23 protein-coding genes and 2 tRNA genes are annotated in these 23148 nt (G+C 58.7%); 12 read left to right on the forward strand and 13 right to left on the reverse strand.

What is annotated here, in order from left to right; all coding sequences use genetic code 11:
- Window positions 1-80: 80 nt before the first annotated feature.
- From NT179_10860 to NT179_10870, 3 genes are all read right to left on the reverse strand, one after another.
- Complete coding sequence (locus NT179_10860; GenBank protein ID MCX5722511.1) at window positions 81-737, reverse strand: response regulator transcription factor; 657 nt, start codon at window positions 735-737, stop codon at window positions 81-83.
- Window positions 724-2961, reverse strand: a complete 2238-nt coding sequence (locus NT179_10865; protein MCX5722512.1) for a PAS domain S-box protein — start codon at window positions 2959-2961, stop codon at window positions 724-726. The genes NT179_10860 and NT179_10865 overlap by 14 nt, the downstream gene beginning before the upstream one ends.
- Window positions 2962-3296: 335 nt before the next feature.
- Window positions 3297-3380: transfer RNA gene (locus tag NT179_10870), tRNA-Leu, on the reverse strand.
- Window positions 3381-3498: 118 nt separating this feature from the next.
- Here NT179_10870 and NT179_10875 point away from each other — a divergent pair.
- The 7 genes from NT179_10875 to NT179_10905 all read left to right on the forward strand — a co-directional run bounded on the left by NT179_10875 (window position 3499) and on the right by NT179_10905 (window position 9168).
- Complete coding sequence (locus NT179_10875) at window positions 3499-4209, forward strand: HAD-IB family hydrolase (protein MCX5722513.1); 711 nt, start codon at window positions 3499-3501, stop codon at window positions 4207-4209.
- A gap of 49 nt (window positions 4210-4258) precedes the next feature.
- Complete coding sequence (gene queE, locus NT179_10880; protein ID MCX5722514.1) at window positions 4259-4894, forward strand: 7-carboxy-7-deazaguanine synthase QueE; 636 nt, start codon at window positions 4259-4261, stop codon at window positions 4892-4894.
- Window positions 4895-4968: 74 nt separating this feature from the next.
- Window positions 4969-6480, forward strand: coding sequence for a leucyl aminopeptidase (locus NT179_10885; protein MCX5722515.1), 1512 nt, complete (start codon window positions 4969-4971; stop codon window positions 6478-6480).
- Window positions 6481-6497: 17 nt separating this feature from the next.
- The gene (gene nagZ, locus NT179_10890) at window positions 6498-7601 is read left to right on the forward strand and encodes a beta-N-acetylhexosaminidase (GenBank protein MCX5722516.1); all 1104 of its coding nucleotides are present in this window, start codon (window positions 6498-6500) and stop codon (window positions 7599-7601) included.
- 154 nt (window positions 7602-7755) lie between these two features.
- Window positions 7756-8142 (forward strand): hypothetical protein, encoded by a 387-nt coding sequence (locus NT179_10895; protein ID MCX5722517.1) that lies wholly within the window; start codon window positions 7756-7758, stop codon window positions 8140-8142.
- Between the two features lie 21 nt (window positions 8143-8163).
- Window positions 8164-8652 (forward strand): phosphate-starvation-inducible PsiE family protein, encoded by a 489-nt coding sequence (locus tag NT179_10900; GenBank protein ID MCX5722518.1) that lies wholly within the window; start codon window positions 8164-8166, stop codon window positions 8650-8652.
- 162 nt (window positions 8653-8814) lie between these two features.
- Window positions 8815-9168, forward strand: coding sequence for a hypothetical protein (locus NT179_10905; protein ID MCX5722519.1), 354 nt, complete (start codon window positions 8815-8817; stop codon window positions 9166-9168).
- Between the two features lie 10 nt (window positions 9169-9178).
- On the opposite strand, the gene NT179_10910 is transcribed toward NT179_10905, so the two are convergent.
- The 4 genes from NT179_10910 to NT179_10925 form a co-directional block, all read right to left on the reverse strand.
- Window positions 9179-10621, reverse strand: a complete 1443-nt coding sequence (locus NT179_10910; protein ID MCX5722520.1) for an amino acid permease — start codon at window positions 10619-10621, stop codon at window positions 9179-9181.
- A gap of 96 nt (window positions 10622-10717) precedes the next feature.
- Window positions 10718-11458, reverse strand: a complete 741-nt coding sequence (locus tag NT179_10915; GenBank protein MCX5722521.1) for a gamma-glutamyl-gamma-aminobutyrate hydrolase family protein — start codon at window positions 11456-11458, stop codon at window positions 10718-10720.
- 3 nt (window positions 11459-11461) lie between these two features.
- Window positions 11462-11887 (reverse strand): hypothetical protein, encoded by a 426-nt coding sequence (locus NT179_10920; GenBank protein ID MCX5722522.1) that lies wholly within the window; start codon window positions 11885-11887, stop codon window positions 11462-11464.
- A gap of 140 nt (window positions 11888-12027) precedes the next feature.
- Window positions 12028-12492 (reverse strand): hypothetical protein, encoded by a 465-nt coding sequence (locus tag NT179_10925; GenBank protein MCX5722523.1) that lies wholly within the window; start codon window positions 12490-12492, stop codon window positions 12028-12030.
- Window positions 12493-12573: 81 nt separating this feature from the next.
- Between NT179_10925 and NT179_10930 the strand changes: the two genes are divergently transcribed.
- From NT179_10930 to NT179_10940, 3 genes are all read left to right on the forward strand, one after another.
- A complete protein-coding gene (locus NT179_10930; protein ID MCX5722524.1) occupies window positions 12574-13770 on the forward strand; it encodes a M24 family metallopeptidase in 1197 nt (398 codons plus the stop codon).
- A 108-nt stretch (window positions 13771-13878) separates the two neighbouring features.
- On the forward strand, window positions 13879-14679 hold the full coding sequence (gene tatA / locus NT179_10935; protein ID MCX5722525.1) for a twin-arginine translocase TatA/TatE family subunit: 801 nt from the start codon (window positions 13879-13881) through the stop codon (window positions 14677-14679).
- Window positions 14676-15479 (forward strand): HEAT repeat domain-containing protein, encoded by an 804-nt coding sequence (locus NT179_10940; GenBank protein MCX5722526.1) that lies wholly within the window; start codon window positions 14676-14678, stop codon window positions 15477-15479. The genes tatA and NT179_10940 overlap by 4 nt, the downstream gene beginning before the upstream one ends.
- Here NT179_10940 and NT179_10945 read toward each other — a convergent pair.
- The 6 genes from NT179_10945 to NT179_10970 form a co-directional block, all read right to left on the reverse strand.
- Entirely contained in the window at window positions 15476-15994 is a 519-nt protein-coding gene (locus tag NT179_10945; GenBank protein MCX5722527.1) for a PilZ domain-containing protein, read from the reverse strand. The two genes, NT179_10940 and NT179_10945, sit on opposite strands and share 4 nt — an antisense overlap.
- 47 nt (window positions 15995-16041) lie before the next feature.
- The gene (locus NT179_10950) at window positions 16042-16560 is read right to left on the reverse strand and encodes a TIGR02266 family protein (protein ID MCX5722528.1); all 519 of its coding nucleotides are present in this window, start codon (window positions 16558-16560) and stop codon (window positions 16042-16044) included.
- A 234-nt stretch (window positions 16561-16794) separates the two neighbouring features.
- The gene (gene clpX / locus NT179_10955; protein MCX5722529.1) at window positions 16795-18051 is read right to left on the reverse strand and encodes an ATP-dependent Clp protease ATP-binding subunit ClpX; all 1257 of its coding nucleotides are present in this window, start codon (window positions 18049-18051) and stop codon (window positions 16795-16797) included.
- Window positions 18052-18062: 11 nt separating this feature from the next.
- Window positions 18063-18698 (reverse strand): ATP-dependent Clp endopeptidase proteolytic subunit ClpP, encoded by a 636-nt coding sequence (clpP, locus tag NT179_10960; protein MCX5722530.1) that lies wholly within the window; start codon window positions 18696-18698, stop codon window positions 18063-18065.
- A gap of 68 nt (window positions 18699-18766) precedes the next feature.
- The gene (gene tig / locus NT179_10965) at window positions 18767-20077 is read right to left on the reverse strand and encodes a trigger factor (GenBank protein MCX5722531.1); all 1311 of its coding nucleotides are present in this window, start codon (window positions 20075-20077) and stop codon (window positions 18767-18769) included.
- Between the two features lie 68 nt (window positions 20078-20145).
- Window positions 20146-20228: transfer RNA gene (locus NT179_10970), tRNA-Leu, on the reverse strand.
- A 422-nt stretch (window positions 20229-20650) separates the two neighbouring features.
- Between NT179_10970 and NT179_10975 the strand changes: the two genes are divergently transcribed.
- Window positions 20651-21724: a HEAT repeat domain-containing protein gene (locus NT179_10975; GenBank protein MCX5722532.1), complete on the forward strand. Its 1074-nt coding sequence runs from the start codon at window positions 20651-20653 to the stop codon at window positions 21722-21724.
- A 163-nt stretch (window positions 21725-21887) separates the two neighbouring features.
- Window positions 21888-23132 carry an ABC transporter substrate-binding protein gene (locus tag NT179_10980; protein ID MCX5722533.1) on the forward strand — a complete coding sequence of 415 codons (1245 nt, stop codon included), beginning with the start codon at window positions 21888-21890 and terminating at the stop codon, window positions 23130-23132.
- Window positions 23133-23148: the final 16 nt, after the last annotated feature.

The following is a 23148-nucleotide window of genomic DNA, read 5'->3' on the forward strand; positions in this document are numbered from 1 at the left end:
CAGGCAAACAAACAATGCATTTTCGTCAATAGCCACGGCCCTCTTGCTATCGCGCACAGACGCTGATGCGGACGATGCCATCAGGTCTGACGTTTGACGAAGAGAGCGGCGGCTTGCGACCGTCGCGAGATGTGCAGTTTCTGAAACATGTTAGCAAGATAGTTCTTCACCGTCTTGTCGCTGAGCTTCATCGTGGTGGCGATTTCCTTATTGGTCAATCCTTCCGCCACCAACGCCAAGACCCGTTCCTCCTGAGGGGACAGGGATTGCCCTCGCGCCAGGCCGCCCTGTTCCGGCCCGGCCTTAATCCAATTCCTCGCCTGTTGGGTGAGGGCCGGGTTCAAAATCGACTGACCATTGGACACGGTGCGAATCGATCGAATGAGCAGGCTCGAATCGATATCCTTGAGGACATAGCCGTGCGCGCCGGCCAGCACCGCCGCCAGGACGGATTCCTCATCGGCATAGGAGGTGAGAAAGATGATACGTGTTGCAGGATGATTGGCGAGAATCGTGCGGCAGGCTTCGACCCCGGAGCCATCCGGGAGCCGGACATCCATCAGGACGATATCCGGACGGAAACGCTTGGCCGCTCGCACTGCGGCGGCTTTGGACCCTGCCTCGCCGACGACGGTAATGCCGTGGTGGTTGTGCAAGACGGTCCGAAGGCCGACACGAACCACTTCATGGTCATCGACCAAGAGCAGACGAACCGGCTTGGCCTTAGCGGCGGACATTCAAGACCTCTTTGGGCAGATCGAGCACGACGCGCGTCCCCTTCTTGATTTTCGAGAAGACGGCGCACCGTCCTCCGATCTTCTGCGCACGGTCGGCCATATTGATCAACCCATGCCCTTTGACGGAAGCCGGATTGAATCCACAGCCTTTGTCGCGAATACTCAACCGGACTCCCTGCTTCAACAGCTTCAGCGATACCATAGCCTCTTGCGCGCCACTATGCTGAAGACAATTACTCACCGCTTCCTGGGCGATGTAGATCATATGCGCCGCCTGCTCAGCCGAAACGGCCTGCGCGGCACGGTCCTCGGCCACAAGACGCACACGCAACGCGTGATTTTGCGTCAGTGATTTTAACATGAGACGCAGCGCCGGCAACAAGTCCTTCCCCTGAAGCGGGTCTGGCGCCAGCCCCGCAATGAAACTCCGGACTTCGCGTATGACACGGTTCAACTCGCCGATGGCCTGGTCCAATCGCGAACCGGCCACCTTGCGGCTCCCTGGAGACAGCAGCGCCTGGGACGCTTCCAGGCCCAGGCCCACGGCAAACAACGACTGTAAAATCCCGTCATGTAGATCCTGGCTGATCCGCTCGCGCTCCTCGATCGCGGCGCGCAGATCGTGCTCTCGCTGGCGCAAAGCCTCTTCCATGCGCTTGCGCTCGGTGATATCCCAGTTCGTGCCGATCATACGCAGGGGGTGGCCGGAAACGTCGCGATGCACGGTGGTGAGGGCGCGAATGTTGCGGATCGTGCCGTTCGGCCACAGCACGCGGAATTCGATATCGAGATCTTTTTCACCCCGGAGCGCCCTCTGGACCTCGGCATCGACTTGCTCGACGTCTCCCGGGAGTACGCACGCCTTCCAGGCCTCATAGGTGCACGTGAAACTCTCCCGCGAAACGCCATAGAGAGCAAACATCTGGTCATCCCAGGTCAATACGTTTGACGCAACGTTCCAATCCCAAATACCCACGCCGCCTGCACGCGTGGCCAGCGAGAGACGATCGGCGGTCTGGCGCAATGCCTGCTCCGTCTGCTTGCGCGCGGTAATGTCGCGCCCCGCCACAAGACGGACGTCCCGCCCTTTGTATCGACAAGGCTTGATGATGACTTCCCCGTAGAACGTCGAACCGTCCTTCCGCCGCCCCACAGATTCGTACGGACCTTGCTCGTTATTCCTCATTTTGGCGAGAACCGTCTCGCGGGATTCGTCGGCCACCAGGTCCAGCACATGTTTCCCGAGGAGTTCTCCCGGCCCATAACCGAACATCCGTTCCAGCCCGGGGTTCACCTCTAGGATAATGCCTTGGTCGTGGATGGCGATGCCATCGAAGGTGGCGGCGGTCAGGAGCCGGTATCGTTCCTCGCTCTCACGCAGCGCCTCCTCCACCTGCTTGCGTTCCGTGATATCTCGTACGAATGCACTCAATACAGGCTGGCCATTAACATGAAACAAAGTAATGGCCAACTCTACCGGAAACTCATGGCCGTCTCGATGGAGGGCGGAAAACTCACGACGCCCTTTCGATCCGGGATTTTCTCCGGCTTGAAAGACCCGCGCAATTCCGATGGCATGGGCCTGTCGAAATCGAGCAGGGATAATCGTCTCGCTCAACCCGCGCCCGATTGCTTCGTGAGCGGAATAGCCAAAAATGGCCTCAGCTTGCGCATTCCAGCCGATGATGCGACCTTCTTTATTCGTGGCAATCACCGCATCGAAGGCCGTTTCAATAATCGAACGGCTACGGACTTCACTTTCGCACAAGGCCTCTTCTGCCTGCTTTCGCTCCGTAATGTCGCTGAAGGAGCCGGACATGCGGATCGGGTCGCCGGTCTCATTCCACTGCGCCTGACCTCTGGCCGCAATCCATCGGCATACGCCGTCCTTCCTCACAATCCGATACTCGATATCGTAGGGAATGCGCCGGGTAAGATGCGCATGGACTGCGGCAAAGACCCGCTCACGGTCGTCCGGATGGAGCCGCGTGACCCACGTCCCCAACAGATCCGGCCCATCCTCCCCCTTCACCCCCATGATCTCTTTCATGCGGGGAGAGTAGTAGGTAGGGTTGGCAACATTGAGCGGGTCGTCGGCAGAGAAGTGCAGATCCCAGAGACCATCCCGAGAGCCCTGAACGGCCAAGTCGAATCGCTCGATGCTCAGCTTGAGAGCCTCTTCTGTCCGCTTCTGCTCGGTGATATCTAACTCAAAGCCAGCCATGGGGAGCGCGATCCTTTCGACCTGAAAGACCAAAGGCGTGAACGAACGAATCGACGAGCGGAGGAACGAAAAGAACGACATCGGTGAAGGTGACAACGGGGAACCAGGTTCGTGGGCGCGGATCAGACTGCAGACACCGCATCGGCGCAGGCTCCCGGTTATCCTCAACAGAAATGCCAGGCGTTTGATATTCTCCTACGGATGGAGATCTACTGTCCAGATCAAGGCCCTGGCTTGGTCGGCGTACGATGCGGAGTCACTTGAAGAAGAGGAGCGGCGCTCGACCCCGGCAACTCGATCGTAGAAAAGAGTCGCCGGGATAAGCAAACTTGGATTGGTGCCGAAGGCGGGACTTGAACCCGCACGGCTTGCGCCACACGCCCCTCAAACGTGCGTGTCTGCCATTTCACCACTTCGGCATTGGAGATCACTTCGAAGACGAGGGAGGCGTATTATAGAAGTGGGGCAAAATCCTTGTCAATCAATAGAGTGTCCGGTAGAATCGGGCGGCATATACTCACCGGATCCTCCAACGTTGTGCAGAGCCACCAGATCCTGACTTCTACACTTGATGATGTCGCTGAACGACGGGCCCAAGGGTCCGTCGCGGCATTATTCGACGTCGACAACACGCTTCTGCCAGGAGAGGCCAGCGAAATACGGTTCTTCCGGTTTCTATGGCGGCGCGGTCTGGTGGGATGGGGCGAGTTGAGCCGAACGATGGCCTGGCTGGCCGGGCATGTGCCCCCCTTCTCGCTGCACTCGCTCCGAGAACGAAAAGTCTATCTGACGGGCAAGCGCCCCGCCGACATTGAATCCTATGCAAAGGAGTTCTGTCAGGCGGAGATGATCGACCGGCTATCCCCACAGGGCCGCGCCAAGCTGGACGCCCATCGACAGGCTGGACATCAGCTGATTCTTGTGACTGGCGCGCCGGATTTTTTAATTGTGCCCCTTGCAGCATTCTTGAATGTACCCACAATTTTCGCGGCAAAACCGGAACAGCACAATTCCCTCTATACCGGCGCCTTGATTCCCCCCCTGCCCTATGGCAGTGGCAAGCGCGAGTTGATCCTCGCCCATGCCCAGGAAATGGACCTCGATCTGGCCAGGTCCTACGCCTACGGAGACAGCCCCGGAGACCACGACCTCCTGGAACTAGTCGGGCACCCCCTGGTCGTTAATCCGATCCGGGGCATGAGACGCGTCGCGCGCCGCCGTGGCTGGCCTGTGACGGAATGGACATAACGACGTGACTCCTTGCTCATTCCACCTTTCGCCTTTCACGTCTTAATTTATGCGCATCACCGAGATCTTTTATAGCATTCAAGGCGAGTCGAGCTACGCGGGACAGCCCTGCGTATTTGTCCGGCTGACCGGATGCCCGCTCCGCTGCACCTGGTGCGATACCGACTATGCCTTTTATGGAGGGCGGGACTGCTCGATCGATGAGGTCTTGGCGAAGGTGCAGACCTATGGATGCCGGCTCGTGGAAGTCACAGGAGGGGAACCGCTCGCGCAGACTGAGAGTCTCCCCCTCATGGCGAGGCTCTGCGATGCCGGCTACACCGTCCTTCTGGAAACCAGCGGCACCATCGATATCGCGCCAGTTGATCCCCGAGTCCATGTCATTCTGGATGTGAAATGTCCGGGGAGCGGCATGGCAGAGCGGATGCACTGGCCGAATCTTGCTGCGCTGACCGCCAAGGATGAGGCGAAATTTGTCCTGGCCGATCGGGCCGATTATGATTGGGCTCGCGAGATGCTTGTCCAACATAACTTGGTCGGCCGCTGCTCAATACTCTTCAGTCCGGCCTTCGGCACGCTCGACTTGCGTCAGCTAGCAGAATGGATTCTGGCCGACAAACTTCCGGTGAAGTTCCAGATACAGTTGCATAAATATATATGGGCCCCCGACATGCGTGGAGTGTGAGTTATGGCCATCAGCGGTCCGTTTGAACTGAAAGCTGAATGCTGATGGCTGACAGCTTAAACAAGGAGACGTGAATGAAGATCATGCAGGTCAACGCACAGGTTGGAAAAGCGGAGACGACACCGACAGAGGTGTTGGTGCTCACGCATTGCGAAGGAGAGGGCTTGGCCAAGCAGGATGCGGCCCTGCTCGATCGGGCTCTCGGAGGCTCGCTGCGCAAGCTGCTGCAATCCAAGGAGTTCGAGGGCAAGGCCAACGAAGTCTTGCTCTACCACACGCAGGGCAAGGTGCCGGCCAAGCGGCTGATTCTGGTCGGTTTGGGTAAGAAGAGCACGGTCACGCTGGAGACGATCCGGCAGGCGATGGGCTCGGCCGCGAAACGAGTCCGGCAGGCGAAAGTCGGGTCCTTTACGGTAGCGCTGCCGACAGTGACGCCTAGCGGGATGTCATCGCTCGAGGTGGCGCAAGCGATGGTCGAAGGCGCGATCCTGGGCAGTTATCAGTTCACTGTCTATCGGAGCGAGTCCACCTCGGATCATACCGTCGCGAAGATGAAGGTGCTCATCCCGCAAAAAAGTCAGTTGCGGCAGGTTGCCGAAGGGATCCGGCGCGGCGTGGCTACGGCAGAGGCCACCGTCTTTGTCCGAGACCTCTGCAACCATCCCTCCAACGTCCTGACCCCGACCATGGTGGCCGATGAAGCGAAGGCCATCGCCAAGGCTGAAAAGATCACGATCAAGATTCTCGAACAGAAAGACATGGAGCGCTTGGGAATGGGAGCGCTGCTCGGCGTGGCGCGCGGGAGCCAGGAGCCGCCTAAGTTCATCATTCTGGAATATAACGGCGCCAAGAAAAAAGACGAGCGTCCGGTCGTGCTGGTTGGGAAGACGATCACCTTCGACACGGGCGGAATCTCGCTGAAGCCTGCCGAAAATATGGAACATATGAAGGCCGATATGACGGGCGGGGCCGAAGTCCTCGCCTCGATCAGGGCGGCGGCCCGGCTCAAGCTCCCGTTGCGCCTCATCAGTATCCTGCCAGTGGCGGAAAACATGCCGGGCGGGCGGGCGATGAAGCCCGGCGATATCGTGATGACGCTGGCGGGGAAGACCGTCGAGGTCCAGAACACGGACGCGGAAGGCCGGCTCATCCTGGCCGACGGCCTCGCCTATGCGATGCGCTACAAGCCGGCGGCCTTGATCGACATTGCCACGCTCACAGGCGCCTGCGTGGTAGCGCTCGGCCAATTTGCGATCGGCATGTTCGGAAACGACGTGACCCTTAAAGAACAGGTGCGTCGGTCCGGACAGAAGGCCGGCGAACGAGTCTGGGAAATGCCCCTGTGGGAAGAATATTTCGAACAGCTCAAGAGCGACGTCGCCGACATGCGCAACATCGGCGGCCGGGGCGGCGGCATGATCACCGCCGCGCTCTTCCTGAGCAAGTTCGTGGGGAACTGCCCCTGGGTCCACCTCGATATCGCCAGTACGGATTGGAGCGAGCGGGAACGGGCCTACGTGCCGAAGGGGCCCTCCGCAATTGGAACCAGGCTGTTGCTGCAATACCTGATTGATCGGAGTCTCTAATCGTGGAACCCTATCGCATGACCACACGAGATCAGATCGGACAGCTCTTCATGGTCGGGTTTCTAGGCACGTCGGTGACGCCGGACCTGGCTGCGTTCATCAAGGAATACAAGCCGGGCGGCGTCATTCTGTTCTCACGGAATCTGGAATCCGTCGAACAGATAGTCGAACTGACCAACGACTTACAAGCCTGCAGCCCCCATTCACCGCTTTTGATCTCGATCGATCAAGAAGGCGGTCGAGTCTCCAGGCTCCCGAAGGGTTTTACAATTTTCCCGCCCTGCGATCTCTTGGGCCGCTGCAATTCGACCGAATTGGCCTATGCGGCGGCGGCCACCATCGCCAAAGAATTGAAGGCGGTGGGCGTGAACATGAATATGGCGCCGGTGCTCGACGTCAACAGCAATCCGGCCAATCCGGTCATCGGCGACCGGGCATTCGGGACGACGCCGGATGTGGTCTGTGAACTGGGCTTGGCCACGGCGGCAGGGCTGCAAGACAATAAGGTCGTGGCCTGCGGCAAGCACTTCCCCGGCCACGGCGACACGAGCGTCGATTCCCACAAAGAGCTTCCGGTGGTCGAGGCTTCCCGTGAGCGATTGGAATCCATCGAGTTCCCTCCGTTCCGCCGTGCCGTGACGCAGGGGGTCGCGTCACTGATGACTGCCCATGTCCTGTACCAAGCCCTCGACAACGAATTGCCTGCCACCCTCTCGCCGACCATCATCACCAATTTCTTGCGCCAGGAGCTGCAATACGATGGGGTGGTCTTGACGGACGACTTGGAGATGCATGCGATCATCGACCATTACGGAGTGGAAGACGCTGCAGTCCGTGCGGTGCTGGCGGGATGCGATGTGCTGTTGATTTGCAAAGATCGGGATCGCGAGATCGCTGCCTTCAAGGCCATCGAGCAGGCAGTCTCGGCTGGAACGATTTCTTCCGAGCGATTAAGCCTCTCGGTGGCTCGTATCGCCAGACTCAAAGATAAGTTTGTGGCGCCCTATAAACCAGTGACGATCTCCGACGCGAAACTCATTGCAGGATGCCGAACCCATCAGACCTTGCTGCGCACCATCGAACAGGTCCGGGATCGGTTACCGAAGGTCTCAACACTGTAAAATAAGAACGATTCAACTAGAGCAGGCTGCGGAAAATATATACGCACGCTGACCGTCATTTCGCGTTTTACGTCTCACGTTTCACTGGCTCTGGAAGCGAGGCGAGAACGCCGCTGACGGACTGTTTCAGCAGCCGGCACGGCAGGGAGGGATTGTGGCACTGAAAAAAGGCGATATCCTCGATGAATTCAAGCGGCACTCACAATCTTGCGGCTTGGTCGTCAAAGTCATGGGCGGCGGCGGCGGGTTTGAGAAGATCGTCTGTTGCGACCACGATCTGACGGAAGAGGACCTGGTGCCGGACGCCGAAATCATACGCGGCCGGAAAAAGGGGAGCCTGCCTCCCGCGGTCGTACTCGATGAAAAGAAATTGTATCCTGATTCCTGCGGGCTGCGCGTCATGATCATAGACGGAGGAGCCGGCTTCACAGAGATTCGCTGCTGTGGTCATTCGCTGACGGCCAGCTCGATGCGGGACCTTCAATATGGCAAGATGCGGGGACCGGATCCAGAATCGACAGGACCGGCGGGAACGGCCTAACGGCTTCACACAGGAGGGATCATGCAGCACAGAAAAGAGCTCATGACGCGCTGGTGCGGGGCCATGGAATGGCTGGACCGATTGGGCTATGCCACGGCGGGATTCAGCCTCCTGATCCTCGGCATGTTGATCTTCGTGCATGCCTGGTATGTGTTTGTGGCGGGACAATTCAATCCCAGCAGCCACCAGCAACTCTTGCCGGCAGGGCTGAAGCTGCTAAACGATATTCTGCTCGTCATCATTCTGCTGGAGTTGTTTCGAACCGTCATCCGGTTTCTGCAGACGGAAATCCTCGACCTGGAGCCCTACCTTGCCGTCGGCGTGATCGCCTGCACGAGACGGATTCTCACCGCCAGTGCGGAGCTTTCCCATCTGACCGCCATGACCGACACGCAATTCTATCAGTACCTCATGGACGTCGGCTTGAACGTTACGGTCATCATGGTGCTGACCCTCGGCGTCTTCATGATCCGCAAACGCCCGGCGCAATCCCAGACCACGTCGCCGTAGCCCTCTCTTCCCTCCCTCATTGAAGGGCAAGGAGGCCTGCTCCCTAACTGCGCGCGTCCAACGAGCACAGTTTCATCGTGCGCGTTCTGCGAGCAAAAGGGAGCAACCTCCTTGCCCTCGGCGCACCTCTTATGGCATCATGCCACCCTCTTGGAGGCGGGCATGCCACAGTTACTCGAATACGTCGGCTCGGTACACATCTTCCTCGGCCCCTACCGTGGAAACCCGATCGCCCTCTATTTAAAGCGGATGGAAATGAAGTGCCAGATCGGCCCCAGAGCCTATCCCTGGAATGACGTGGTCGGCAGTGGTGAGACGCCGAATAAAGCAGCGGCTGATTTCGAAGAGAAATGGAAAGCCACAGGTCTCGCGGCGGATATGTATTCCGGCCCCTCATGGGAAGGGGGCATCAAGCCTGAAAGACCTGCTCCTCCCAAGCCACCTGCCGCGCCTAAGCCGGCGGCATCCGCAGCGGCTCCAGCCCCGGCGGCTCAGCCAGCAGACGAATCGAACTAACCCACTCTATTTAACGTGCACGCGGGAGGTGGCCTTCAGGGGAAGGGCCGGCCAGCTTGCTATGCTTCAAGCCATATCCCAGGTAAACCGCAATGCCGATAATGGTCCAGACGACGAATCGGATCCAGGTCACCCAGGGAAGAAAGCTCATGAGGCCAAGGCAGGCCAACATGCCAAGAATGGGCACGACCGGCATGAAGGGAAGACGGAACGGGCGGGGCTGATTCGGTTTCGTATAGCGCAGGATCACGACACCGATACAGACCAGGACAAACGCAAAGAGGGTGCCGATGTTCGTCATGTCCGCCGCGTCGCCGATGGGAATCAAGGCGGCAAGCGTGGCCACGCCGATACCGGTGATAATCGTGGCATAGTGAGGCGTGCCATAGCGCGGATGCACGGTTGATAGCCACGGGCTTAAAAGGTGGTCGCGCGACATGGCAAAGAAGACCCGGATCTGACCCAGCATCATCACGACCAGCACGCTGGTAATTCCTGCCACAGCCCCGATCCCCACAATCGCCGCTCCCCACTTGAACCCTACCCTGTTAAGCGCTTCCGCCACCGGCGCATGGATATCGATTTGTGACGCGGGGACCAAACCGGTCAGGACAGCGGCCACGGCAATGTAGAGGACCGTGCAGATGCTGAGCGAGGCGATGATCGCGATCGGCAGATCCCTCTGAGGGTTTTTGGCCTCCTCGGCGGTCGTGGAGATGGCGTCGAATCCGATATAGGCGAAAAACACTATCGCCGCTGCGGCACCGACGCCTGCGAACCCCTGAGGCATGAAGGGGATCCAGTTGTCCGCATTCACAGCCGGCGTCCCCACGGCAATGAAAAAGAGAATGACCGCGAGCTTCAAACAAACAATGATGCCGGTCGCGCGGGCGCTTTCTTTGATCCCGATAACGAGGATGATCGTGACCAGCAGCACGATAATGGCGGCAGGAAAGTTGGCCACGCCCCCGTCCGGTCCTCCCGGTGGGTGCGTCGCCCAGTGTGGCAATTCGATCCCGGCCAGCCGGAGCAAATTATTGAAATAGCCGGACCAGCCAATGGCCACAGCGACACAGGCCACGCCATATTCAAGGATCAAATTCCACCCGGTGATCCAAGCCAGAAATTCTCCCAGCGTTGCATACGAATAGGTATAGGCGGAACCGGCCACGGGGATCATCGTGGAGAACTCTGCGTAGCAGAGCGCCGCAAAGGCACAGGTCAGGCCGGAGAGCACGAATGACAGAATGATTCCCGGTCCTGCGCCTGGCCGATGGGCATCGCCGACGATGGCGGTGCCGATGAGCACGAAGATGCCGGTGCCGATGATCGCGCCGATGCCAAGCGCCGTCAGATCCCAGGCCGTGAGGGTCTTTTTTAAACGATGATCGGGATGATCGGCGTCCTTGAGAATCTGATCGATCGATTTCGTTCGGAAGAGCCGCCTGATCACCGGACCACCTCGATCCGCTGGGACGCCAAACGACACATCGCGAAATATGCGGCGCGGCTATCAAGCACGAAGCTGGCGATTTTTTTCAACATCCTGCTAAGTGGCCCGGCGACGGGCGGCGCGCAAAAAGGCCTCGAACAATCGCCGATGGAGAGGATGCTGTTCGAACAAAAATTCCGGGTGCCACTGGATGCCGAGAAAAAAACGGTGGGTCGGGGATTCGATCGCCTCGACGATGCCGTCGGGAGCCACCGCGCTGGCGATCAATGACGGAGCAACGGCTTTAACCGATTGATGGTGCGAGCTGTTCACTCGCATCGAGACGGATCGTACGATACGGCGGAGCAAACTGCCCGGGGTGACGGTCACGCTGTGACTGAGATTCGTCGCGTGAGTCCGTTGCCGATGCTGGAGCGGCTTCGTCACTTGGGACGCGATATCCTGGAACAGACTGCCGCCGCAGGCGACGTTCATGGTCTGCATCCCTCCACAGATACCGAGCAGGGGGACATCAGCCCGCCTGGCCAGGTGAACGAGATCCAACTCAAAGCTCGCGCGGCGGTCGCTCACGGTTCCAAACGGATAGCGCTGACGCTCACCGTACAATGACGGGGGAAGGTCCGGCCCGCTTCCGGTAAGGAGAAGTCCGTCGAGTTGCTGCAGCAGCCGCCGCCTCGCGGCCCGGTCTGCGACGAGCGGTAGCACCAGCGGGATGCCGCCCAGTTCTTCGATTGCACGAATATAACGCGCACGCAGGAAGTACGTGGGCTCGCGCCCGCCCCATTCCTTCCGATCACCGGCATTAAAGTCTGGTGTGACGCCGATGATCGGTTTCATCGGCTAGCGGACTGGTTCAGACCCACCGTTCGAATCCGCGACCCCCAGGAACCGCACGGGCCGATTGCCCTGGAGATGGTCCGGCGTAATGAGGTAGGTGCCGTAGAGGCTCGTGGTCCAAATGCTTTTGGCCGCCTGTTCATTCCCGCCTGAAAACGCATAGGCCAGTCCACCGACAATGCCTCCGCCGATGGCAAATGCCGTTTTTAGTGGAAAATAGACGAGCGTGGAAAGGACAGCTGCGGCTTGCAGGCCCGCGCTTGAAGGGTTGCCCCCTTCGGTACTCATACTCGAAGAGGTCGATGTGCCGTCCTGACTCCAAGCCGATGGCACCATCGTGATGGTGCACAAAGCCAGAAGCATACAGGCTGCGACCAGCTTGAAACCGGAAGCCGTACACAGACGAGCAGATAATGCGTATGTATTCACAGGTAATCCTCCTTCTTCGACAGAACAAGCTGAGCGGCGGTGGTTGACCCCAGGACGCTCACCCACATTGCAGGGTAGTGGGGTTATAGCAAATTCGACTCTGATTGCAAAGCCCCTGCGGAGCAGAGGGAACGCGTTGCCTACGAGGCGGCAGACTCTCCCGGCGCGAGGTCCAGCTCGGCGGCAATGTACGATGTGACAAAGCCCCTCCGCCGGATGACCCACTCTCCGACTTCGACGATCCAGCTGTCCTCTGCGAGACATTGGTTCTCTTGCGTGATGCCGGACTGCAAGAGGATGTCCAGCTTGCACCAACAGACCGCCTGGACAAAGAGCTCGCAGGCTCGTTCCTGGCACAATGCACGATCTTCCGCTACGGAATCACTCAAGGCCCGGGCCAACCAGCCGGGGAAATCCATTTCGGCGCTGAGCCTATCGATTTGGCCCTGCGTCATATGGACGGCAACCTGGACCCCGCCCTTCCAACTCCGTTTCTTGACGTTGAACACGCAGGAAGAAAGGCCGGGCCTTCCCTCCACCGGCTGCGGTCCGACAAACAGGGTCACCCGAAACTGAGAGGGCTCTGGTGCATGCTCGACTGCCATGACGCGCATTGTAGCACGACCGCCGCTCTCACCCGCCGTCTCATTGACGGCTTGGTAGCGCGACGATAAGATGCCCCTACGATGACCACAGCCCTCCATCAGCGCGTGAGCGAGATTCAGCAGGCCCTTCGCGAGGCCGAGATCGACGGCTGGCTCTTCTACGACTTCCGCGGAAGCGATCCCCTCGCCTATCGCATCCTCCAGCTCGATCCAACGCTCCATGTAACCAGACGCTGGTACTACTGGATTCCGGCGCAGGGAACTCCGGTCAAGCTATTGCACCGCATCGAGCCACATGTGTTGGATTCATTGCCAGGACAGGCTGACTACTACGTGTCCTGGGAACAGCAGCGGCAGATCCTGGCGCGCCTGTTGGCCGGCAGCCCCCGCGTCGCCATGCAATATTCTCCACTGAATGCTGTGCCCTACGTGTCGCGCGTAGATGGCGGCACGATCGAGTTGATCAGAAGCTACGGCGCCGAGGTGGTCAGTTCAGCGGATTTGATTCAGATATTTGAAGCGCGTTGGACGGACCGGCAACTCGAATCACACCAGTTTGCCGCGGCGGCGCTCCGGCGCATCGTCGACGAAACGTTCAGCCATGTGCGTGACGCAGTCGCACAAGGCCGCGGTCTCACCGAATATGACGTGCAGCAGTTTATTCTGGCTCGCATCGGCGATGCGGGCATGGTCACGTCGAGTGCGCCGATCGCCGCCGTCAATGCCCATAGCGCCGACCCCCATTATGGCCCGACAAAATCCGGCTCAGCCGACGTGACCCGCGACTCATTGCTCCTGATCGATCTCTGGGCCAAACAAGCGGAGACCGGTGCGGTCTACGCCGATATCACCTGGACCGGCTATGTCGGGCAAACTGTGCCGGTGAAACATCGCGCGATCTTCGACTTGGTCCGGCAAGGACGGGACGCAGCCTTGACCTTTGCCAAAACAGAAATTGCGGCAGGCCGCCGCCCCTTCGGCTGGGAAGTCGACCAAGCATGCAGGCAGGTCATCCAACAGGGTGGCTACGGCGACCAATTCGTCCATCGCACAGGCCACTCGATCGGCGAAGAGGTCCATGGCAACGGAGCGAACATCGACAGCCTGGAGACGCAGGACACCCGCCGCCTGATGCCGAGAACCTGCTTTTCGATTGAGCCGGGGATCTACTTGCCGGGCGAGTTCGGGATCAGAAGCGAGCTGGATGTGTACCTCGCAGACCGGGAAGCCCTGGTCTTTGGGTTGCCATTGCAACGAGAAATCGTCTCCATTTTCTAGCCCCTGACCATTCCTTGACAGTGCCTCCTACTGGCCTATACAGTTGATTCGGCTCTCAAAATAGCAGGGCCACGGTCGATTTACCGAACTGAACAAAGGAACGACGCCATGTTTGGTACCATGGGGATCTCAGAACTCATCATTATCCTGGTCATCGTCCTCATCATTTTCGGGGCAGGCAAGCTTCCGCAAATCGGTGAAGGGGTCGGCAAGGCACTCAGAGGATTTAAAAAAGAAGTCAATGAAATCCCCGCGCCGGAGGCGGTGCAGCCGGAAACAACTGAGCCGGCCCCCATGCAAGTCCAAGCAACGGTCCAGGCTGCTCCAGCCACGACAGTCACGCAGGGACAGGCTCCAGCCTCGTTGAAGCCCACCGCTCCTTATACGCCAGGTCCGGAACTGACCCCCGGGACCACCGCCGCCTTGATGTACAACATGGCGGCTCCGCCGCAGCCAGTTCGCGCAGCGACATCCGCTGCGGCCCCGTCAGCGGCGCAGGGCCAGCAGCCCCCCACGATGGAAGAACGAGCGGCGGCTCCCTCACCGATGATGAAAGCGCAGTACCCGCCCCTTCCTCCCGGCGCGCAGGCCAAACCAGTGGCCAAGCGCCCCTCAGCCATTGTGAACAAGGATGCCGTGGCCCGCGTACAGGCGCAGCAAGCGGCGATAAAGGCGAAAGCCGCGCAGCCAACCGGCGTCTCCCCTCAAGACATGCAGAGCCTGGGCGAGGGGTTGGGCGATGCCTTGCGGACGTTCAAACAGGCCGTCGCCGATGTTCGGAATTCGGTCGATCCTGAGATGCGCACGATCCAAGCTGAAATGGATTCGGCGCAGAAAGAATTCCAGCAATCCCTTGAAGCAGCCAAAGAACTGCCTGCAATGCATGAGGAGCCTCCGAAGCAAGCGTGAGCTGGGGAAAGGGCTCCATCAGCCTGACCGATGTCTGGCCCCTGTTCCGTCCCGTATCCTCCTCTCGCACCATCGGATGGGCTGCCCTTTCACTGATCCTTTCTCTCTCCGGCTGTATCCAGGACTCTCCCCCTTCATCGAAAACACAAGCGGTCGCGCTATTATTGGCACTGCTCCAGGATGAGCGGCCAGAGATGCGGCGGACGGCAGTGGAATCCCTCGGCAAAATCGGCGACCCACAAGCCACCGACTCCATCCTCTCCCTCACCCGCGATCCGGCCTCGCTGGTTCGCGAGGCGACGGTGACCGCGCTGGGACGGTTGAAGCCAACAGCCACAGAAGCGGTCATACTCCTCCTAGCGCAAGCGCTGGAAGATCCCGTCGAGTCGGTCCGGCAGGCTGCGATTGTGGCGACCGGTGAAATCGAACCAAGCCCTCAATTGCTAAAACCGATCGTCTCCTTACTGCGATCTTCGGATGCGGCAATCAGGAGCGCAACGGCGCGATCGCTGCTCCAAGTCGATTCAAGTCAATCGATTCCTGCGCTCATCGCCGCAGGCCGTGATTCCGATGCGGAGGTTCGTCAGGGAATTGTGGCAACGGTGGGGGAATGGGGAGGAGCCTCTGTCGCCCCTTGGCTCAGAAAATGTTTGGCCCAGGATCCCTCGCCCATGGTGCGGGCAGAAGCCGCCTATCGCCTGAGAACATTCAATGATTTCGAGACAAAGGCCGCGCTTGAAGCAGCGGGCACGAAGGATGCTGACCGCGAGGTGCGGCGCTGGACGAAGCAGGGGACTTAGACCGCCTTGCGGGAACGAGTCAACGCCTCAACCAGCTGAACAAGCTCGTGCCGGGCCTGGTCGTCGATCGCGGTAAATTTGACGCCCATCCCGGGAAAGAGCACGTACCGTTCAGGCTTGCTGCGAGTCCAGGCGACTTTCGCCTTGACTCTGTGCTTCTCCAGGGGACGGTCTGGCAGAGCAAACTCGATGGATAATTCGGTGCCAGGAGCCAGCGGTGCGCTGCTCTCGATGAACAGGCCACCCGCACCGATACTGCCGGTTAAACTCTCAAACTGCTTGCCCTCCGGAGTCGTATACCGGACCTTCACGGCAAGCGGCACTCTCGGATGAGAACGCACCGAGGAAAATTTAGCGTCATCGTCACGAACAAGAACCCGCTCAATGATATCGCCCCACGCGAGAGCGCCGAGCAGCTCTCCCGTCGCGCTATGAAGTGTGAGGACTTCCTCCTCGACATTCATCGCCAGAACTTTCCCCTCATGTCTTTCTGTCGTGGTGACAGGAAACTTCATGCGTAGACCTATGATACGCGGAATGATTTGATGCGGGAGGGTCGCGACTAGGCGGGCTGCCCGACGATCTGGATGGATTTCACCAGTTCCAGCACGCGAGTACGAATATCGGGGTTAATTTCTGTAAAGCGCACCCCCATGCCTGGGCTAAACGTATATTGATCTGCCTTAGGGCAGACCCACGCGACAACTCCCTTAGCCGGCAACCATTCTGCCGGATTCTCTGGCAGCGAAAATTCCAACGCGAGCTTGGTGCCGACCGTGAGAGGGCTCTGGCTTTCAATGAAGAGCCCGCCTCCGCCGATGCCGCCAGCGCGACCTTCAAACCGGTGCCCCTCCGGAGTCTTGTATTTGATGCGGAACGTAAGCGTCACGCGCGGCTCATTCCTGGGTTCCCGGCTCGTAGGGGGCTTACGGTAGGCCAAAATCTGATCGATGACGAAATCCCAGGACAGATTGCCCATAGGCTCACCGTTGCTTCCCAGAAGCGTGATGACTTCCCGGGCTGCGTCGAGGTCGATGGCTTTGCCTTTGTGTCGAAGGCTTGAAGACACTGGATACTTCACACGTCCTCCACGTTCAAGAGTGACAAGGCAAGTATAGCGCAGGATTCTATCTTGTCGAGGGAAAGCGCGAAATGAGGAGGCTGTCACCGGTTGGAATGAAAAGAGGGCTCATGGCCAAGCCGATTCAAGAGGGGGCTCTATAACAAAACAACCAGGACAGGGTGACCCTGTCCTGGTTGTTTCCTGAATGAAAGAAGACTGCTTACTAAATAAAAATCATTTATTTACAACGGCTTACGCTGTCTTCACGTCCTTATCCTGTTCGAAGATCCGAATGGGCGGATGCTTCCCAAGGATGGCATCCTCAGTAATGAGGACTTCCTTGATCTGCTTTTGCGACGGGGCGTCGTACATCACGTCCAACATCACGTCTTCCAGGATCGCGCGCAGTCCTCGGGCACCGGTCTTCTGAATAAAAGCCTTCCGCGCGATCGCGCCCAACGCGCCTTCCGTGAACTTCAGCTTCACTTTTTCAAAGGAGAGCAGCTTCTCGTACTGTTTCGTAAGGGCGTTTTTCGGTTCGGTCAAAATACGAATAAGCGCTCGCTCATCCAGCTCATCCAACGTGGCCACGACCGGCAGCCGACCGACGAATTCCGGGATCAACCCGTACTTGAGAAAGTCTTCCGGTTGAACCTTCGCGAACAGTTCGCCAAGCTTGATTTCGTTCTTCCCGCGAACTTCGGCGCCGAATCCCATCGACTTGCGGTTGAGTCGCTGTTCGATAATCTGCTCGAGCCCGACGAACGCGCCACCGCAGATGAACAGGATGTTGCTCGTGTTGACCTGAATAAATTCTTGATGCGGATGCTTGCGCCCGCCTTGAGGCGGCACGTTGGCAACGGTGCCCTCGATGAGTTTGAGCAGCGCCTGTTGCACCCCTTCACCCGAGACGTCACGCGTAATGGAGGGGCTGTCGCTCTTGCGGCTGATCTTGTCGATTTCATCGATGTAGACGATGCCCCGCTCGGCCCGCTCGACATCGTAATCCGCTGCCTGCAGGAGCTTGAGGATGATGTTTTCCACATCTTCACCGACATACCCCGCTTCGGTCAGCGTGGTGGCATCGGCCAGCGTGAACGGAACATCCAGATACTTCGCGAGGGTCTGAGCCAACAGCGTCTTGCCTGTGCCCGTCGGCCCCAGCATGAGGATGTTGCCCTTCTGGAGCTGCACCTCATCCGTGTCCTTGTCCTTGGACGAGATCCGCTTGTAGTGATTATGCACGGCCACCGCGAGGATTCGCTTGGCCCGCTCCTGCCCCACGACGTATTGATCCAGGTGGTGTTTGATTTCCACCGGCTTTTTCAGTTTCGACGAAATCTCTTCTTTGGCTTCTTCCCAATCCTCGGCAATGATGTCGTTGCAGAGGTTGACGCATTCGTCACAGATGTAGACGGTAGGCCCGGCAATCAATTTGCGGACTTCGTCGCGGCTCTTTCCGCAGAACGAGCAGCGGAGATGTCGATCCATCTTATCCGGCTTAGCCATACGTCCCCCTGTTACTTATCCTTCGCCGCGTCTTTCCCTGCATCACCGCTGACGGCCTTGAGGAGCTTCGGAGGCCTCGTGATGACTTCGTCGATGAGACCATACTGCTTGGCCTCTTCCGCCGACAGGAAGTAGTCCCGTTCGGTATCCTGGGCGATCTTCTCCAACGGCTGGCCGGTATGTTTGGCCATAATCTCGTTGAGCCGCTCGCGGATTTTCAAAATCTCTCTGGCGTGAATGTCGATTTCCGTGGCCTGCCCGGAAAACCCGCCCATGGGCTGGTGGATCATGACTCTGGCATTCGGCAGGGCGAATCGCTTGCCCTTGGTACCGGCGGTGAGCAAGAAGGCTCCCATGCTGGCGGCCTGGCCCAGACAGATGGTGTTGATCGGAGGCTTCACATATTGCATCGTGTCGTAAATACCCAGACCTGCCGTAACGCTTCCCCCTGGCGAGTTGATGTAGAGATTGATGTCTTTCTCCGGATCTTCCGCTTCGAGGAACAAGAGCTGGGCAATGACCAGGTTGGCGAACACGTCGTCGATTGGCGCACCAAGGAAAATGATCCGGTCTTTGAGGAGCCGGGAATAGATGTCGTAGGCCCGTTCGCCTCGGTTCGTCGTTTCAATAACAATGGGAACCAGCATGCACGTCGTTCCTTTCCGCTTACAGCCTGTTGAAGCCGAGGTGCCAGAGGACCGGCACCGTTCGGTTCTTATCCCTGAATCACCGCATTGCGATACACGAAATCCAAGGCCTTGTCCGCCAGAATCCTGGCGCGCAATTCATCGATGGAATCTTGCCCGCCCGACTTGATCATCTTCACGAGATCGGCAGCCGGCATCTTGAGCTCCGACGCCAACCGCATGACTTCGGCGTTCAGATCGTCCTGCGTAACCGTCAGCCCTTCTTTCTCGGCAATCGCTTCTAAGATAAGGCCAAGCTTCACGCGGCGCGCGGCTTCATCGCGGTGCTCCTGACGAAGAGCCGTGAGCGCTTCCATGCTCAGTGCGTCTTCGCTGCCGCTCTTCTGTTGCTGTTGCTGCACGTGCTGGCGGATGATGGCCTCCAGCTCGCGCTCCACCAGGGTTTCCGGAAGATCGAAGTGGTGGGTCTCCACCAGCCGCTTGATGATCGTATCCTTGTAGGTATCTTCGATCTCTCGCTTCAAGGCCTGCTCCATCCCGCCCTGCAACTTGTCTTTGATTTCCTGGAGCGAGGTGTAGGGGCCGCAGTCTTTGGCGAACTCGTCGTCCAACACCGGCAACTTCTTCTCTTTGACGGCCTTCAACGTCACGTTGAACACCACCGTTTTCCCTGCGACGCGCGGATCGGGATGGCTGGCTGGATAGGGCTGGGAAATCTCGACTACGTCGCCCTCTTTCTTGCCTATGACCTGCGAATCGATCTGCACGCCCAACACGGACGCGTTCGATCCGACCTTATGGAGCTGCCCATCCTTCTTCGTGCCGTCCAGAGGCGCCCCGTCAAGGGTGCCCTGCACGTCCAGCACGATATAGTCCCCCTCCGCGATGACGTGGCCGGCTGGCGCCGCTTCCAAGCGGGCTTGCTGTTCGCGCAACACTTCGAGCCCACGGGCCAGCTGCTCCTCGGTCACGGTGCGCTTGTCCGGCTTGAGCGAGATGGGGCTCGGCGCTTTATAGTCCCGCAACTCAATGGTCGGCTTGATCTCGACGGTCGCGGTAAAGGTGAAGGGCTCGTCCTTCTTGATCTTGACTCGTTCCAGCGGGGGAATTTCGACGAGAACCGGCACAATCCCCGCTTGGCGAACGGCCTTGTCGTAGTAGTCCGGCACGAGATTCCGGATCACGTCTTCTTCCACGGATTTGGAATAGCGCTTTTCCAACAAGGCCAGTGGCGCCTTGCCTGGGCGAAACCCCGGAATATTGACCTGGCGGTTCAACTCAACGTAGGCACGGGCAAACCGTTGCGTGACCTCGTCGGCTGGCACCTCGATCTTGAGGGCGCGTTTCATCGGTCCTAATTCAGTCACTTCCATTTTCATAGCTGGTACTACCCTTATCTTGTAAGAAGCCGCCAGGTGCCACTGCGCCGTCGCAGCCGTCCGTGGTTTGGTGCGAGCGGAGGGACTTGAACCCCCACGGTTACCCACGAGATCCTAAGTCTCGCGCGTCTGCCAGTTTCGCCACGCTCGCATGGTGGGGTTATGCTGAAGTCGCCTCCAGCATGATGAGCAAACAAGCGAAATAACTCAATAGCGTTAGTCTTTTGTACCGTTGGATGCCTCCTACTGTCAACCCATACTCCTGGGGGAGAGGACGCGTGGCGAGATGGCCCTGAGTCAGCCCAGGAGCGGAAAACAATTGAGTTTAGCAGGCTTTCTATCGAGCCCTATCAGGCCAACTACGCACGACTCCCTGTCCTAAGTCAGTGATTGGTAGCGCCCTCATCTTATGGGGGGTATAATACCGGCGAGGCTGCTCCATCGTCTCAAACCCTGCGGGCCCGACACGAGGTGAGGACGTGAGTCATGGGAACGAGCGGGAACAGCACGAGGCTCCCTCTCCTCCGCTGCATTCAATGGCTTCCCCTGAGGCCCTGTTCCGTAAGGAGGTGCATGATGCGAGCGTTTCTCCTTTCCATTGCCTGCCTGCTGGTTTTGCTACCGACTCCTTCCTGGGCCTACCGCGATTATTTTACGATCGATCAGAAGGCGCAACTCGCCAAGGTCCAGACAGTCCTGGTCGATGCCATGGCCCTGACCGATAAGGGATCCGTTGAGGCAGGACCGATTGCCGACATCGTCTCACGGAGGCTGGGCGAGTTGGGCTATACAATAGTTCAGGATCGCACGAAACCCCACGACGCAGTCTTCAAGGTGAAGTGCGAACAGCGGAAGACCTGGGAAGGGACCACTGCGGCCGGCGGCGACGCAGATCTGCCAGATGCTCCGTCGCGCCTCTGGAAAGGGCCTGCCTGTCAGCTGACCTATCTCTTGGGGGAACTAAAGATTCGATGGCAGAGGGAGGTGCGCACCGGCTTCGACGATGCGGTCGTGGCAGCCCAAGCCGCGAAGGCCGGGGACCCAGGGGCCTATGCGATAGGGAAACTACAAGAGGAGCTGGAGAAGTACGAGTTTCCGCTGCTATTGACGGCGGAGTGGGGCCAGCCGGAGCGGCTATTGAAGCTGCTGGATTCTGCCGAAACCAACCAGGCTCGCAAAATCAAAATCTTTTCGTTGCTCGGTGAAATGCAGGCAGATGAAGCCCTGCCGAGGCTGAAACAAGCGCTTCAGGATAGAGACTTAGCGAAACAGGCCTTGTCGGCGATGGGCAATCTCGGGAGGGAGGGCATTCCGCTGCTGATTGAGATCATGACGACGTCCCAAGATCTCGAGCTGCAAGCAGCCGCGGCCAAAGGGTTGGGCCAACTCGGCGGGCTGCATGGAGACGCCTCGGTCGTGCTGCCGCTGCTGACCAAGCTCAAGGATCCCAAGACGGACTGGTCTGTGCTCACGGAAGTGGCCTGGGCCTTGGGGAAAATTCCGGACAAACGATCGATTCAGCCGCTCTACGACCTCGACAAGAAACTCCAAGGCATGCGCGATCCAGAGAACATACCGTTGAAGAAACTCAAAGAAGCGGTGTTCTGGTCGATCAAACAATGCGATACATGGGATCAGTTCAGTTAATTGACAGTCCCCTGTAAGGTGCGTATTGCCCTCCGAGCCGGTCGAGAGCCGGCTCGGAGACAACAGGATGGGCGCATTCCCGTCTGCGATTCTCTTCTCCAAGTTCACGACCGGCTCGGCGCGACTGGCTACTTCGCTGGATTAAATATAATGGGAGACTCTCATGACCGACTATTCACGCAGACGATTCCTCCAACTGACAGCTGCGACCAGTGGGGCTCTGGTCTGCGGGGATCTGATCGACCAGGTGCTGGGGGTGACGGGCGGGCCTCGCATGGCGGCAGCGGGCGAACCAATCAAGATCGGCATCATTGATCCCTTGTCGAGCCCCTACAAGACCTCCTCGATCCATGATGTGCACGGAGCCAACGTCGCCATCGATCTCTATAACAAGCGTGGCGGCATACTGGGACGCCCGGTTGCGATCCTCGAAGCGGACGATGCGTCGAATCCTGAGACCGCCGTGAAAGCGGCTACGAAGCTTATCAAGGAAGATCGGGTCGACGTGTTGATGGGGACCTTCAACGGGGACTGCGCCCTCGCCGTGAGTGCGCTGGCACAACGGGAGAACAAACTATTCATGGTGACGGGCGCGCATCTCCCCGAGCTGACAGGCGCAGTCTGCAATGCGCAAACGTTCGTGTTCATGCCCAATGCCCGGATGATGGCTCAGGCTGTCGCGCCACACCTTGCGAAAGCTTACGGGACTCGCTGGCACATGATTACGGCTGCCACCCTCGATGGCAAGGCATCGGCCCAGGCAATGCTGGAGGCGGGCCAGTCCCAAGGCGTCGATTTCGTTGGGGAGACAGTCACGCCATTCGGCTCGACGGATTTTACGCCAGCCTTCACCGAGGCGAAGGCGACGAATCCCACGGCCATCATTCTCAACCTGTATGGGTGGGATCTCGTCCATGCGTTGAAAGCCTATACGAAACTGGAGCTGGCCAAGGAGAAGATCGGCGTGGGCGGCATGATCGCCGGCGAGCAGATCGGCCGCCCGTTAGGCTATGCCAATAATGCGGGAATTTGGGGCCTGATCTGGGATCCCAAGATCAACACCGAGGGCTCACGGCGGTTCATCCAAGACGTAATCGACAAGTACAACCATACGCCCACGTCACGGTGCTACCTCGGCTACGCCGCGGCGATACAAATTCTTGAGGCGATCCAGCGGGCCGGTTCGACCGACACGGCCCACCTGATCAAATCGTTGGAAGGACATGAGTTCGATGGATTGAAGGTCGGCCCGTCCTCCTTCCGTTCATGGGACCATCAACATGTGCAGGATGTCCTCGTCGGCGAGGCATTCGGAAAGGAGCTGGGACTGGGCCATTATAAGATTCTGGCCACGGTTCCCGGGGATCGCCTAGCAGGGACTGTCGATCAGAATACCTGCAGGCTGTAGCGAATCGCCAAAGAGA

The sequence above is a fragment of the Nitrospirota bacterium genome, assembly GCA_026387665.1.
In the GTDB taxonomy this organism is placed as follows: domain Bacteria; phylum Nitrospirota; class Nitrospiria; order Nitrospirales; family Nitrospiraceae; genus Palsa-1315.